The sequence below is a fragment of the Micropruina sp. genome (genome assembly GCF_047602385.1).
GTDB lineage: Bacteria > Actinomycetota > Actinomycetes > Propionibacteriales > Propionibacteriaceae > Micropruina.
In genome coordinates this window covers 173007-187337 of sequence record NZ_JASGHL010000004.1, presented here as the reverse complement: position 1 = coordinate 187337, position 14331 = coordinate 173007, and the positions used below count along the sequence as shown (strand labels likewise).

The 14331-nt window shown below is 70.1% G+C and carries 13 protein-coding genes; 11 read left to right on the top strand and 2 right to left on the bottom strand.

The window, feature by feature from the left end; all coding sequences use genetic code 11:
• The first annotated feature begins 158 nt into the window (after nucleotides 1–158).
• The 8 genes from QM711_RS13935 to QM711_RS13900 all read left to right on the top strand — a co-directional run bounded on the left by QM711_RS13935 (nucleotide 159) and on the right by QM711_RS13900 (nucleotide 6135).
• Nucleotides 159–1148 carry an ABC transporter ATP-binding protein gene (locus QM711_RS13935; protein ID WP_415100340.1) on the top strand — a complete coding sequence of 330 codons (990 nt, stop codon included), beginning with the start codon at nucleotides 159–161 and terminating at the stop codon, nucleotides 1146–1148.
• On the top strand, nucleotides 1145–1960 hold the full coding sequence (locus QM711_RS13930) for an ABC transporter permease (RefSeq protein ID WP_415100338.1): 816 nt from the start codon (nucleotides 1145–1147) through the stop codon (nucleotides 1958–1960). Before QM711_RS13935 ends, QM711_RS13930 begins: the two co-directional genes overlap by 4 nt.
• A 50-nt stretch (nucleotides 1961–2010) precedes the next feature.
• Nucleotides 2011–3252, top strand: a complete 1242-nt coding sequence (locus tag QM711_RS13925; RefSeq protein WP_415100336.1) for a sensor histidine kinase — start codon at nucleotides 2011–2013, stop codon at nucleotides 3250–3252.
• Nucleotides 3249–3854 (top strand): response regulator transcription factor, encoded by a 606-nt coding sequence (locus tag QM711_RS13920; protein WP_415100334.1) that lies wholly within the window; start codon nucleotides 3249–3251, stop codon nucleotides 3852–3854. The genes QM711_RS13925 and QM711_RS13920 overlap by 4 nt, the downstream gene beginning before the upstream one ends.
• Before the next feature lie 61 nt (nucleotides 3855–3915).
• On the top strand, nucleotides 3916–4419 hold the full coding sequence (locus QM711_RS13915) for a DUF3093 domain-containing protein (RefSeq protein WP_415100332.1): 504 nt from the start codon (nucleotides 3916–3918) through the stop codon (nucleotides 4417–4419).
• Nucleotides 4416–4910: a dUTP diphosphatase gene (gene dut / locus QM711_RS13910; protein ID WP_415100330.1), complete on the top strand. Its 495-nt coding sequence runs from the start codon at nucleotides 4416–4418 to the stop codon at nucleotides 4908–4910. The genes QM711_RS13915 and dut overlap by 4 nt, the downstream gene beginning before the upstream one ends.
• A complete protein-coding gene (locus QM711_RS13905; protein ID WP_415100328.1) occupies nucleotides 4907–5773 on the top strand; it encodes a DUF3710 domain-containing protein in 867 nt (288 codons plus the stop codon). Before dut ends, QM711_RS13905 begins: the two co-directional genes overlap by 4 nt.
• A gap of 29 nt (nucleotides 5774–5802) precedes the next feature.
• Nucleotides 5803–6135: an OB-fold nucleic acid binding domain-containing protein gene (locus tag QM711_RS13900; RefSeq protein ID WP_415100932.1), complete on the top strand. Its 333-nt coding sequence runs from the start codon at nucleotides 5803–5805 to the stop codon at nucleotides 6133–6135.
• 159 nt (nucleotides 6136–6294) lie between these two features.
• Here the strand turns inward: QM711_RS13900 and QM711_RS13895 are convergent, their stop codons facing one another.
• A complete protein-coding gene (locus tag QM711_RS13895; RefSeq protein WP_415100326.1) occupies nucleotides 6295–6984 on the bottom strand; it encodes a potassium channel family protein in 690 nt (229 codons plus the stop codon).
• An 11-nt stretch (nucleotides 6985–6995) separates the two neighbouring features.
• Nucleotides 6996–7643, bottom strand: a complete 648-nt coding sequence (locus QM711_RS13890) for a potassium channel family protein (RefSeq protein ID WP_415100930.1) — start codon at nucleotides 7641–7643, stop codon at nucleotides 6996–6998.
• A gap of 218 nt (nucleotides 7644–7861) precedes the next feature.
• Here QM711_RS13890 and QM711_RS13885 point away from each other — a divergent pair, with 218 nt between their 5' ends.
• The 3 genes from QM711_RS13885 (at nucleotide 7862) to QM711_RS13875 (ending at nucleotide 14330) form a co-directional block, all read left to right on the top strand.
• Complete coding sequence (locus tag QM711_RS13885; RefSeq protein WP_415100324.1) at nucleotides 7862–9895, top strand: APC family permease; 2034 nt, start codon at nucleotides 7862–7864, stop codon at nucleotides 9893–9895.
• 16 nt (nucleotides 9896–9911) lie between these two features.
• Nucleotides 9912–11129: a class I SAM-dependent RNA methyltransferase gene (locus QM711_RS13880; protein WP_415100322.1), complete on the top strand. Its 1218-nt coding sequence runs from the start codon at nucleotides 9912–9914 to the stop codon at nucleotides 11127–11129.
• Between the two features lie 411 nt (nucleotides 11130–11540).
• On the top strand, nucleotides 11541–14330 hold the full coding sequence (locus QM711_RS13875) for an aconitate hydratase (RefSeq protein ID WP_415100320.1): 2790 nt from the start codon (nucleotides 11541–11543) through the stop codon (nucleotides 14328–14330).
• The last annotated feature ends 1 nt before the right edge of the window (nucleotide 14331 follow it).

The following is a 14331-nucleotide window of genomic DNA, read 5'->3' as shown; positions in this document are numbered from 1 at the left end:
GACGTACCTGCCAGAATTGCGTGGGTCTATCGCGGACCTGCGGAATGCTACTCCACGCATCGGGCATGACATTCGTCATGGCTGACCGGTGACGATGCCAGCTCAGCCGATGATCGGCGACACTGCTCGACGGGCGACCCGGCCGGAAGGCTGGACGCATGACCACAACGACCCTTCCGGTCACACCCGGCCAGGACACCACGAGCGACGACGCGATCGTCGTCACCGGCGTCCGCCGCCGCTATGTGACTCGCAGCCGGCTCAACCTCCTCACCGGACGCCGCGACCCGACCGGCTACTTCGAAGCCGTCCGGGGTGTCGACCTGCGGGTCGGACGCGGTGAGTTGTTCGCCCTGCTCGGAACCAACGGCGCCGGCAAGACGTCCACGGTCGAACTCGTCGAAGGGCTGGCGCGACCCAGCGACGGCAGCATCAGGGTGCTCGGCCGCGACCCGGTCGCCGAGCGCACTCTGGTCCGGCACCGGACCGGAGTCGTGCTGCAGAGCTCCGGCTTCCCGCCCAGCCTCACCGTCGCCGAGATGGCGCGGCTGTGGCACGGCACCCTGAGCCGTCCGTCGGACGTCGCCACCGTGCTGCACGCGGTTGGCCTCGACGGACGCGCCGATGTCGAGACGGCGAAGCTCTCCGGCGGTGAACGTCGCCGGCTCGACATCGCGCTGGCGGTGATGGGCAACCCGGAGGTGCTGGTGCTCGACGAGCCGACCACCGGTCTCGACCCCGAGTCGCGGCGGGCGATCTGGGCACTGGTGCAGGGGCTGGTCGAGGCCGGCACCGCGGTGCTGCTCACCACCCACTACCTGGAGGAAGCCGAACAGCTCGCCGACCGGATCGCGATCATGCACGGCGGGGTGATCGCCCGCGAAGGCGCCCTGGCCGACATCGTCGCGGACGCCCCCGCCCGGATCAGCTTCGACCGGCCGTCCGGGTTGGCGCTGACCGACCTGGACCTCGGCGCCGCCCGGATCACCGCGTCCGACCAGGTGCTGATCGAAACCGCCACTCTGCAACCCACCCTGCGCGCCGTCCTGGACTGGGCCGGCGACATCCCGCTGCGCCGCCTGGACGCCCGGTCCGCCTCGCTGGAACAGGTCTTCCTCGCCATCGCCGACACCAAGGAGCAGTCATGACCACCCTGAGCACCACTCGTCCGGCCGGCACCGACGGCCGCGGCCCGGCATCGCGCCGGTTCCTGGCCCTGGTCAGGGCCGAGACGACCATCCTGCTGCGCAACCGCACAGCGATCTTCACCGCCGTCGCGATGCCGTTCCTGGTCGGCGTCGCCTTCTCGGGAATGAGTCAGGACCGGGCCGGCCTCGGCGTCTTGCTGACCCTGGTGCTGGTCGGCACCGCCTTGATGTTCGTCATCTACTACACGATGGTCACCTCGCTGGTCGGACGCCGCGAGCAGCTGGTGCTGAAGCGGATGCTCGTCGGTGAGCCGACCCGGTTGGAGATCCTGCTGGCGCCCGCGGTGCCGCTGTGGGCGCTGTTCGCCGTCCAATCGCTGATCGCGATCGGCGGGGCGATGGCGCTGGGGACGCCGATCCGGCACCCCTGGGCGCTGCTGCTGGCGCTGGTCGGCGGTGCCGCGACCTGGACGGCGCTCGCCGTGGTCAGCGCCGCCTACACCCGCACCGTCGAATCCGCCCAGCTCACCACGCTGCCGCTGATCCTGATCTCGCTGCTGCTGTCCGGCTTCTCGGTACCGCTGGAGTGGCTGCCCGAACCAGCGGCCCGGATCGCGCACCTGCTGCCGATGACCCCGGTCGTCGACCTGCTGACCTTCGGCTACACCGGTGCCGGGGTCGATGGACGGATACCGACCGCGGTGGCCGATGTGGCCCTGGCGACGGGCGGCATGATGCTGCCACTGCTGGTCTGGACGGCAGCCTCGGTCGCGCTGGGCTTGCGCCGGTTCCGGTGGGATTCCAGGTCGTGAACTTTGTTGTCGGACCCAGTGGTTAGGGTCTGTTGCGACGAGGAGGATCGATGACGAGCACCGCGCAGGGCGTCCGGCGGACCGAACGCTACGTCTACAACTCGCTGCACTGGGGCTTCCCGATGCTGCCGGTGGTGGGTCCGCTGGTGCTTTTCGGCGACGCTCCGCTGGGGTCGTGGGTGCTCTGGATGGTGGTGCTGATCGTGGCGACCGGGGCCGGGCTGGTGGTGCTGCACACCCGGCTGCGCGACGCCGAGTTGCTGCCGGCCAGCCGCTGGGACCTGGTCCGGGTAAGTCGGCTCGGGCCGTTCCGGGCCACCTGGATCGCGTCCAGCCTGGTCAGCGCCGCCCTCGCGGGCTTCGTGGTTCCCGCCGGTCCGGTGATCATGATCCTGGTCAGCGCGATGATCGGCGGGGTGCTGGCGATGCCGATGCTGGGCCGGCCGGAAGCACGTCCGGTGCTGGTCGCGGCCACCGGCATCGCGCTGGGCCAGCTCGCGGTATGGGTCGGTCCAGTTTCGAGCGGGGAGGCCAGCATGGGTGGGTTCTTCACCGCGTACTGGTCGGCTTTCGCGACCGCCGTCCTGCTCGGCTACGCCGCGATGTTCCGCAATGTGCTGACCACCACCCGGGCGCTGGAGCGGGCGCGCGCCGATACCACCAGGCTGGCGGTCGCCGAAGAGCGGCTCCGGTTCTCCCGCGACCTGCACGACGTGTTCGGGCGCACTTTGTCCACGGTGGCGCTGAATGCCGAACTGGCCGCCGAGCAGGCCCGCCGCGGGCGTCCCGAGGCGGCCGCGACGATGGACGAGGTGCGCGCCATCGCCACCGACGCCCTCGGCGAGGTGCGCGACGTGGTGCGCGGCTACCGCGAGACCGACCTGACCAGTGAGATCGCCGGCGCCCGGTCGCTGCTGGAGGCGTCCGGGATCGTGGTGACGACGGTTGTCGACGGGGCCGCGGCGCTGCCTGCGCCGGTCACCCGCGCCTTCGCCTGGGCCGTGCGGGAAGGCACCACGAACATCCTGCGGCACGCGGACGCCACCCGCGCCCGGATCGCGATCGTCGCCGAGCCGGCCGCGGCCCGCCTGGTCGTCGGCAACGACCGGCCCCACCCGGCGTCCGCAGTACCGGGTTCGGGGCTGGCCGGACTCGGCGAACGGCTCGCCGAGGTGGGCGGACGGCTGTCGATCGACCACGACCCGGCATCCTTCACGCTCACCGCGGAAGTCCCCGCCACCGCGCTGGCCCGGCTGCGGGAAGCGGCCGGCGAGCGAAGCGGGCCGGCATGATCCGGGTGGTCCTCGCCGAGGACGAGCACCTGATCCGGGAGGCGCTGGCCGCCCTGCTGGGCCTGGCCGACGACCTCAGCGTGGTCGGCCAGGCGGCCTCCGGCGACGAGGCGCTGGCGATGATCCGCCGGCTCACCCCGGACGTCGCGGTGCTCGACCTGCAGATGCCGGGTGCGTCCGGGATCGAGGTGGCCGCTGCGGTGGCGTCCGAACTGCCCGGCTGCGCGTGCGTCATCGTGACCAGCCACGGCCTGCCCGGCTACCTGAAGCAGGCGTTGGCGCAGGGAGTGCGCGGGTTCGTGCCGAAGACCACCAGCGGCGCGCGGCTGGCCGAGGTGATCCGGACGGTGCACGCCGGCGGTCGCTACGTCGATCCGACGCTGGCGGCGGACGCGATCGCCGCCGGCGATTCGCCGCTGACCCCGCGGGAGAGCGATGTGCTGCTGGCGGCCGACGGCGGTGCTCCGGTGGAAGAGATCGCAGCCCGGGTGCACCTGTCGCCGGGCACGGTCCGCAACTATCTCAGCTCGGCGATCGGCAAACTGGGCGCCGGAACCCGGCACGAAGCCGTCCGGATCGCTCGGGAGCGGGGCTGGATCTGACCCTCGATCCACCATCGTCGACCGAGGCCAAGCCGTCGGTGCTGGGCGGTAGGTTGACGACGTGACCAGCAGTGACTCAGCATCCGGCTACTCCGAGCGGCTGAGGGTGCCCGCGGCCTACTGGGGGATCGGGCTGTTCTTCGGCCTCACCTTCGTCACCGCGGTGTCGTTCATGCTGGGCGACCTGATCCTGGTGCTGAGCACGGTCGCGGTGATCGGGCTGGTCGCCTGGACGCTGCTGGCCTGGGGCGCGCTGCGGATCGTGGTCGACGCCGAAGGAATCCGGGTCGGCCGCAGCCTGCTGGAGTGGCGCTACGTCGGCACCGCCGTGATCGCCGACCGGGCGCTCCGCGGCCGGGTGCTGGCCCGCGAGGACGCGTTCCTGGCGTTGCGGCCCTACACCAACGGGCTGGTGCTGATCGGCGTGGCCGACGAAGCGGACCCGCATCTGTGCTGGCTGGTGTCCACTCGGCACCCCCAGGAACTGCTGCGCGCGATCGAGGACAACCGGCCCTCGGGCGTCGCCGAGACGACGGAGCGCTCCCTACTAGACTCCGGCGAGTGACCCCGCCCGAGAACGTCCAGGTGCTGTTGCGGCGGTTGGACGACTCCGTCCCGGTGCCGCGCTACGCCCACCCCGGCGACGCCGGCGCCGACCTGGCCACCGCCGAGGACGTGACGGTGGAGCCCGGTCAGCGGGTGCTGGTCCGGACCGGTGTGGCAGTGGCGATTCCGCAGGGCTGGGTGGGTCTGGTGCATCCGCGATCGGGGCTGGCCGCCCGGCACGGCCTGACCATCGTGAACGCACCCGGCACCGTCGACGCCGGTTACCGGGGCGAGATCAAGGTGTGCCTGCTGAACACCGATACCCACGCCGGCGTCCGGTTGCGGCGCGGCGACCTGATCGCGCAGTTGGTCTTGCAGCGGGTCGCCCAGGCCGAGTTCGTCGAGGTCGACGAGTTGCCGTCCAGCGATCGCGGGACGGGCGGGCACGGGTCCACCGGGGGTATTAAGGAGTGGCTGGACGCCGCCGAATCGATGAAGGAGAAGTCGTGATCTTTCGCCGCAAAGCCAAGGCTGAGCCGGTCGCCGAGCCGGAGGAGAACCTCCTCGATCCTGAGGTGACCGACCCTGAGCCGGTCGACGGCGAGGCGGACGCGGCTGACGTCGACGCGGCGGATCCCGTCGGCACCGCGGAGGTCACCGAAGTCGACGACGAGGCTGTCGTCGACGAGGCTGCGGACGACCAAGCAGAGCCGGACGCAGACGACGACGAACTGCCCGCCGAGCTCGCCGACGCCGACGAGAGCGACGAGGAGGACGCCGCCGACGAGGACGAAGTCGCCGACGATACCGACTGGCGCGCGGACGGCCCTTTCGATCACGACGAGGTCGACCTCAGCGCCGACGAGGTGGACCGGCTCGACCTCGGCTCGCTGATCCTGACCCCGTGGGAGGGCATGAACCTGCAGTTGCACGTCGACGAGGCGTCCCAGCAGGTGATCGCCGTGCTCGCGGTCTGGGAGCAGACCGGTCTTGAGCTGGCCCTGCTGGCCGCGCCGACCAGCGGCGGCCTGGCCGACGAACTGCTGGAGGACCTGACCGAGGAGGCCCAGCAGGCCGGCGGCAGCGCCACCACGGCGGTCGGTCCGTTCGGACCTGAGCTGCGGCGGGTGCTGCCGGCTGAGGGCCCGGCCGGCGAACAGCTGTTCCAGGTCAGCCGGACCTGGTTCGCCGAAGGTCCCCGCTGGCTGCTCCGCGGCACCCTGCTCGGCGAGGGCGGGCTGACCGAGGACGACGAGGGCGCCTCCGCCCCGTTCGTGGAGTTCTTCCGCAACGTGGTGGTGCGCCGCGGCGACGGCCCGATGGTGCCCGGTGAAGTGATCATGATGGCCATGCCGACGGTGTCGCAGGCCTGATCGTGGCCGGCAATCCGCTCGCTCGCGCGCTGCGCTGGTTCGGACGTCCCAGCGACGAACTCGACTCTGAAGAGGCCGTCCGGGCCGCCCAGGAAGCGGGTGCGCAGACCGTCGCCGAGTGCACCGACCGGCAGCGCGCCACCCTGCGTGGCCGGATCGCGGTGCTCACCCTGCGGCCCCGCAGCGGCACCCCCTGGCTCGAGGCCGAGCTTGAGGACGGCTCCGGCAGCATCACCCTGATCTGGATGGGCCGCCGCGAGATTCCCGGGCTGACCGCGGGCCGTGAGCTCAAGGTCACCGGCCGGGTGTCCTGGGTGGACGGCCGGCGCCGGATGTACAACCCGTACTACGAACTGCTCTGAACCACCGGGAGCCCGCTCAACAACCCCTGCCTGACTAGGCCCTCCCTAACTACCTGTGCCCTCCCACCTGTGGGAGGGCACAGGTAGTTAGGGAGGGGTTCAGGGTGCTCGGGGCGGCGGAGGGCCTACCGAGCGGGGTCGAGGCCGACGGGGGACGCGCTAGCTGCGGGCTTCGACCAGCGCGGCGCGGTCCCGGGGGCTGAGGTAGTGCGCCAACTCGGACTCGAAGTCGGGATCGACCACGAACAGCAATTCGTCGGCGGCCTCGACGGCACCGTCCCGCTCGGGTGCGCGCGCCGTCCCGTCCCGGATGATCGCGACCAGCACGGCGTCGCCCGGCAGCGTCAGATCGGCCACCCGGACGCCGACCCGCGGGCTGGTCTCGGGCAGCGTCATCTCGACCAGGTTCGTGTGGCCGCCGCGGAAGCTGAACAGCCGGACCAGGTCGCCCACCGTCACCGCCTCTTCGACCAGGGCGCACATCAACCGCGGGGTGGAGACCGCGACGTCAACCCCCCACAGGTCGTCGAACATCCATTCGTTGCCCGGGTGGTTCACCCGCGCCACTGTCCGCGGGACGCCGAACTCGGTCTTGGCCAGCAGCGAGTGCACCAGGTTCGCCTTGTCGTCGCCGGTGGCGGCGATCGCGACGTCGCAGGTCTCCAGTTCGGCTTCCTCCAGCGACGCCAACTCACAGGCGTCGGCGAGCAGCCATTCGGCGTCCGGCACGCTGGCGGTCTTGATCGCCTCGGGCTGCCGGTCGATCAGCAGCACCTCGTGGCCGTTGCCGATCAGTTCCCGGGCGATCGACCGCCCGACGTTGCCGGCTCCGGCGATGACCACGCGCATGTCCGCTCCTCTCAGTGCCGTGCGGGCGGGACGCCGAACAGCTTCTCGACGTCGGCCTCGCGGTCGTTGTGGACGGCGACATAGAGCAGGTCGCCGTCCTGGAAGATCGTCGATTCGGACGGCACCTGGCCGACCCCGAACCGGGTCAGGAAGGGGATCGGGCAGTGCGCGGCGGCCGCCATCGCCCCGATGGTGGTGCCGACCCAGCCCGCGTCCACATGCATCTCGGACAACCGCACGGTGCCGGACGGGTCCCGCCACTCGGGCTCGGCGCCTTCGGGCAGCAGCCGGCGCAGCACCTGGTCGGACGCCCATCGCACCGTCGCCACCGACGGGATGCCTAGCCGCTCGTACACCTCGGCACGACCCTCGTCGTAGATCCGGGCGACCACGTTGTGCACCCCGAAGGTCTCGCGCACCACCCGGGCGGCGAGGATGTTGGAGTTGTCACCGCTGGAGACGGCGGCGAAGCCGTCCGCACGCTCGATGCCGGCCTTGATCAGCACACCGCGGTCGAACCCCATCCCCTTGACGGTCTTGCCCTGGAAGGTCGGCCCGAGCCGGCGGAAGGCGTCCTGCAGGGCGTCGATCACCGCCACGGAATGCCCGCGGCGCTCGAGGCTGCGAGCCAGTGAGGAGCCCACCCGGCCGCAACCCATGATCACGATGTGCACGACCGCGCCTCCTGCCTGGACGACCTAGTGGACGACCGATTTGCCCGCCGCTCAGTATAGGGAGGTCGCCCGGCGACCGGAGTTGCGGAGCGCGGCGACGATATCGGGAGGTCGCCACGCGATCCGAGCCGAGGCGCACCTCGCCGATCTGAGATTGCGACGGCGGGACCGATCGCGGCCAAGGCGGCATATAGTCAGCGGACGTGAGCATCACCGGTGCCGTCAAACGGCTGCTGGTCGGGCGGAAGCTGGCCAGCGGGCAACTCGGCGAGACCCTGCTACCCAAGCGGATCGCGCTGCCGGTCTTCGCCTCGGACGCGCTGAGTTCGGTCGCCTACGCGCCGGACGAGATCCTGCTGACCCTGTCGATGGCCGGTATCGCCGGCTTCGCCTACTCGTGGCCGATCGCGGTCGCGGTGGCGTTCGTGATGCTGATCGTGGTGCTGTCCTACCGGCAGAACGTGCACGCCTACCCCTCCGGCGGCGGCGACTACGAGGTGGCCACGGTCAACTTCGGTCCGACCGCGGGACTGACCGTGGCGTCCGCGCTGCTGGTCGACTATGTGCTGACGGTGGCGGTCTCGACCTCGTCCGGCGTCCAGAACGCCAAAGCGCTGCTGCCCTGGATCGAGGGCCACGAGGGACTGGTGGCGGCCGGGCTGATCGTGCTGCTGATGAGCATGAACCTGCGCGGCGTCCGGGAATCGGGGACCTTCTTCGCCATCCCCACTTACGGCTTCATGCTCGCCGTGCTCGGGATGACCGGCTGGGGGCTGTACCGGATCTTCGCCAACGGCGAGAACCTGGAGGCGCCGAGCAAGCATCTGGAGGTCGTCGGCGCCGCCGCCTACGACCCGTTCGTCGGCTTCGCCATGGTCGCGCTGCTGGCGCGGGCGTTCTCGTCCGGCTGCGCCGCGCTGACCGGGATCGAGGCGATCAGCAACGGCGTCCCGGCCTTCCGTGAGCCGAAGAGCCGCAATGCGGCCACCACGCTGGCGCTGTTGGCCTCGGTGGCGGTGTCGATGCTGGGCGGCATCATTCTGCTGGCGAACCTGACCGGGCTGAAACTGGTCGACCCGGACGGCCACAGCCACTTCCTGGAGAACGGCCAGGTCGTCGAACGGGAGGTCGGCACCGCGATGGGGCAGCTGGCGTCCACCGTCTTCGACAACTTCGCACCTGGCCTCTACTTCGTGATCATCGTGACCTTCGTGATCCTGTTCCTGGCCGCGAACACCGCGTTCAACGGCTTCCCGGTGCTCGGCTCGATCCTGGCCAAGGACGGCTTCCTGCCCAAGGCGCTGTACACCCGCGGCGACCGGCTCGCCTTCAGCAACGGCATCCTGCTGCTGGCCGCGGCCGCGATCGGCCTGGTGCTGGCCTTCAACGCCTCGGTGACCGCGCTGATCAACCTCTACGTGGTGGGCGTCTTCGTCTCGTTCACGGTCAGCCAGGCGGGCATGCTGCGGCATTGGACGCGGCACCTGCAGACCGAGACCGATCCGCGGGTGCGCCGGCAGATGCAGCGCTCGCGGATCGTGAACGCGATCGGGTTGAGCTGCACCGGGATCGTGTTGTGCATCGTGCTGGCGGTGAAATTCCTGCTCGGCGCCTGGATCGCGATCCTGGCGATGGCCGTGCTGTTCGTGATGATGCGGTCCATCCGCACCCACTACCGCAAGGTGGAGGCCGAGATCGCCGTCGAACCCGGCGAGAGCAACGTGCTGCCGAGCCGGGTGCGGGCGGTGATCGTAGTCAGCGGGATCAACAAGCCGACGGTGCGGGCGGTGAACTTCGCCAAGGCCACCCGGCCGAGTTCGATCGAGGCGGTCACCGTCTCGGTCGATCCCGAGGAGACCAAGGAACTGCTCGACGAGTGGCACGCCGAGGACCTGGGCGTGCCGCTGCGGGTGATCGACTCGCCGTACCGCGAGGTGACCTCGCCGGTGCTGGCCTTCGTCAAGGGGGTGCGGACCGGCAGCCCGCGCGACGTGGTGTGCGTCTACATTCCCGAGTACGTGGTGGGGCATTGGTGGGAGCAGATCCTGCACAACCAGACCGCGCTGATCCTCAAGGCCCGGCTGAACTTCATGCAGGGGGTGATGGTTACCTCGGTGCCGTACCTGCTGGCCTCGTCCCGGTTCGCCATCGACCGCGCCAAGCGGGACAACCCGGCGGCTTGGCGGCGTCCGGGCACTGGTGCGGTGCGGTCGGGTCAGCATCTCAGGTCGGAGTGACGTGCAGGTCGGGGAGTTGACCGGGACCGTCGAGGTCGGGCCGGTCGCCCACGGCGGGCATTGCGTGGCCCGGCTGGACGGGCAGGTGGTTTTCGTCCGGCATGCCTTGCCCGGCGAGCGCGTCCGGTTGCGGATCACCGAGGTGACCAGGCGTTTCGCCAGGGCGGACGTCGTCGAGGTGCTGGACGCCGCACCGGATCGGGTCGTCGCGCCCTGCCCGGTCGCCGGTCGCTGTGGCGGCTGCGACCTGCAGCACGTCGCGCCGTCCTTTCAGCTGGAGTGGAAGCGGCGGGTGCTGGCCGAGCAGCTGCAGCGACTGGCCGGGATCGACTGGGACGGCGTGGTCGAGCCGGTCGAGCCGCTGCTTGGGTCACGCTGTCGGATGCGGTTCGTGACCGGCACCGATGGACGGCTCGGGTTGCGGGCACACCGGTCGCATCAGGTGGTGCCGTTGCCGGCGGGCGGCTGCCCGCTGGCCGACCCGGCGATGCCGTCCGATCCGGGGACGACGGGTGCCGCCTTGATCGGCCCGGCCGATTCGGGGCAGGCCCGTCAGATGGCGCGCTCGTCCGGGGCGGCCGCGTCGCGCACGGCGTCCGAGGTCGTGAATGGCGCGCCATCTGACGGCACCGAGCTGCTCGGCGTGGTCAGCCGGGAGGGCGGACGGCTGTTCCCGCCCGACACCGACGTCACGGTCACTCAAGTGGTCGGGCAGCGGGTCTTCACCGTGGCCGCCAACGGCTTCTGGCAGGCGCACACCTCGGCGCCCGAGGTGCTCACTGCCGCCGTACTGGACGGCCTGGGTCCACAACCGGGGGAGCGGGCTTTCGATCTCTACTGCGGGGTCGGGGTCTTCGCCGGTCCGCTGGTTGATGCCGGCTGCCGGGTCTGGGGCGTCGAGGGCAATAGGGCGGCGGTCCGGCACGCGAAACGGAACGTGCCCGAGGCGTCCTTCTTCGCCGGTGACGTCGGGCGCACCCTGCGCCGGCTGCCCGGACGCGCCGACCTGGTCGTCCTCGACCCGCCCCGCACCGGTGCCGGAAGCGCCGTGATGACCGCGATCGCCCGGACGCGGCCGCGGGCGATCGCCTACGTCGCCTGCGACCCGGCGGCGCTGGCCCGCGACCTCGGCATCGCCGGCGAACTCGGCTACGAGGCGTCCTCGATCAGGGCGTTCGATCTTTTCGGGATGACCCAGCACCTCGAAGCTGTCGCGATCCTGCACGTCCCCTGAGCGTGAGTGGTACGCGGGGACGGTTCTCCCGGTCACTTTGGTAGGCGGGGACGGTTCTCCCGGTCACTTTGGTAGGCGGGGACGGTTCTCCCGGTCACTTTGGTAGGCGGGGACGGTTCTCCCGGTCACTTTGGTAGGCGGGGACGGTTCTCCCGGTCACTTTGGTACGCGGGGACGGTTCTCCCGGTCACTTCTCGTCGATTGCGAACCGGATGCGGGCGGAGGTGAACCGGGAAGAACCGTCCCCGCGTACCAGCGCAGCAGTGGATATGGACCGAAAAGAACCGTCCCCGCGTACCGCTGCGGCAGTGCCGGCCCCGTCCCGGCGGGTCTAGGCTTTGCCGCAGGCAAGCGACCGCGCTAATATCTCGACATCGAGATACTTTCGGACGGCGATCCAAGGAGGCACGCATGAGCAAGAACAGTTTCGGCGCCAGGACCACCTTGGAAGTCGGCGGAACCGACTACGAGATCTTCGACCTGCACCAGGTACCGGGTTCTGACACCCTGCCGTTCAGCCTGAAGGTGCTGCTGGAGAACCTGCTGCGCACCGAGGACGGCGCCAACATCACCGCCGACGACATCCGCGCGCTGGGGGAGTGGGAGCCGTCCGACGAACCCAATCGTGAGATCCAGTTCACCCCGGCCCGGGTGATCATGCAGGACTTCACCGGCGTCCCCTGTGTGGTCGACCTGGCCACCATGCGCGAGGCGATCGCCGAACTGGGCGGTGACGCCAAGAAAGTGAACCCGCTCTCGCCGGCCGAGATGGTGATCGACCACTCCGTCGTGGCCGACCTGTTCGGCACCCCGGACGCCTTCGCCCGCAACGTCGAACTCGAGTACCAGCGCAACCGTGAGCGCTACCAGTTCCTGCGCTGGGGTCAGGGCGCCTTCGACGACTTCGTGGTCGTCCCGCCCGGCACCGGCATCGTCCACCAGGTCAACATCGAGCACCTGGCCAGGGTGATCTTCCCGCGCGAGGTGGGCGGTGTGCTGCAGGCCTACCCCGACACCTGTGTGGGCACCGACAGCCACACCACCATGGTCAACGGCCTGGGTGTGGTGGGCTGGGGCGTCGGCGGCATCGAGGCCGAGGCGGCCATGCTCGGCCAGCCGGTGTCGATGCTGATCCCGCGGGTGGTCGGCTTCAAGCTGTCCGGCAAGCTGCCCGAGGGCACCACCGCCACCGACCTGGTGCTGACCATCACCGAGATGCTGCGCCAGCACAAGGTGGTCGGCAAATTCGTCGAGTTCTACGGCCCAGGCGTCTCCGAGGTGCCGCTGGCCAACCGGGCCACCATCGGCAACATGAGCCCCGAGTACGGCTCGACCATCGCGATCTTCCCGATCGACTCCAAGACCACCGACTACCTGCGGTTGACCGGACGCGACGAGCAGCAGATCGCGCTGGTCGAGGCGTACGCCAAGGCGCAGGGACTCTGGCACGCCGACGACGCCGAGCCGCGCTATTCCGAGTACTTGGAGCTCGATCTGGGCACCATCGTCCCTTCGATCGCCGGGCCGAAGCGTCCCCAGGACCGGGTGCTGCTGGCCGAGGCCAAGGAGGGCTTCAACGAGGCATTGCGCGACTACGTGGGCGACGACGAAACCGGCTACGACGAGGCGGTGGCCGAGACCTTCCCGGCTTCGGACGCCCCCAGCCACGCCGGCGCGGACGAGTCGCCCGAGCCGCATCACTACGGGGCGGCGGCATCCGCCTCACCGGGACGTCCCTCGCACGTCACGCCGGTCACCCTGGCCGACGGCACCAGCTTCTCGATCGATCACGGCGCGGTCACCATCGCGGCGATCACGTCCTGCACCAACACGTCCAACCCGAGCGTGATGATCGGCGCCGGACTGCTGGCCAAGAAGGCCGTCGAGAAGGGCCTGAGCCGCAAGCCGTGGGTCAAGACGTCCCTGGCGCCCGGGTCGAAGGTGGTCACCGACTACTACGCGCGCTCGGGTTTGGACACCTACCTGGCCAAGCTCGACTTCGACCTGGTCGGCTACGGCTGCACCACCTGCATCGGCAACTCCGGCCCGCTGATCCCGGAGGTATCGGCGGCGGTGAACGAATCCGACCTGGCGGTCACCTCGGTGCTGTCCGGCAACCGCAACTTCGAGGGACGGATCAACCCCGACGTCAAGATGAACTACCTGGCCAGCCCGCCGTTGGTGGTCGCCTACGCGCTGGCCGGACGGATGGACATCGACCTGCTCAACGAGCCGCTGGGCGAGGGTTCGGACGGCGAGCCGGTCTACCTGCGCGACATCTGGCCCTCCACCGAAGAGGTGGAGCAGGTGGTCAGCAGCTCGATCTCGGCGGACATGTTCTCCAGCCGCTACGCCGACGTGTTCGCCGGCGACGACACCTGGCGCTCGCTGCCGACCCCGACCGGTGAGGTCTTCGAGTGGGACGCCGACTCGACCTATGTGCGCAAGCCGCCGTACTTCGAGAACATGCCGGCCGAGCCGGCGCCGGTCTCGGACGTGGCGGACGCCCGGGTGCTGCTCAAGCTGGGCGACTCGGTGACCACCGACCACATCTCGCCGGCCGGTTCGATCAAGGCCGACAGCCCGGCCGGGAAGTACCTCACCGAGCACGGCGTCGAGCGCAAGGACTTCAACTCCTACGGCTCGCGGCGCGGCAACCACGAGGTGATGATCCGCGGCACGTTCGCGAACATCCGGCTGCGCAACCAGCTGGCGCCGGGCACCGAGGGCGGCTTCACCCGCGATTTCACGGTGGACGACGCCCCGGTGACCACGGTCTACGACGCGGCCCAGAACTATGCCGCGGCCGGCGTCCCGTTGGTGGTGCTGTCCGGCAAGGAGTACGGCTCGGGTTCGTCGCGGGACTGGGCGGCCAAGGGCACCGCGCTGCTGGGCGTCAAGGTGGTCATCGCCGAGAGCTACGAGCGGATCCACCGGTCGAACCTGATCGGCATGGGCGTGCTGCCGCTGCAGTTCCCCGAGGGTGAGAACGCCGAATCGCTGGGCCTGACCGGTGAGGAGACGTTCACCTTCACCGGCATCGAGGAGCTCAACGACGGCACGACGCCGAAGACCGTGCATGTGAAGGCCGACGACAAGGAGTTCGACGCCATCGTCCGGATCGACACCCCGGGCGAGGCCGACTACTACCGCAACGGCGGCATCATGCAGTACGTGCTGCGCAGCCTGCTCAAGGCCTGAC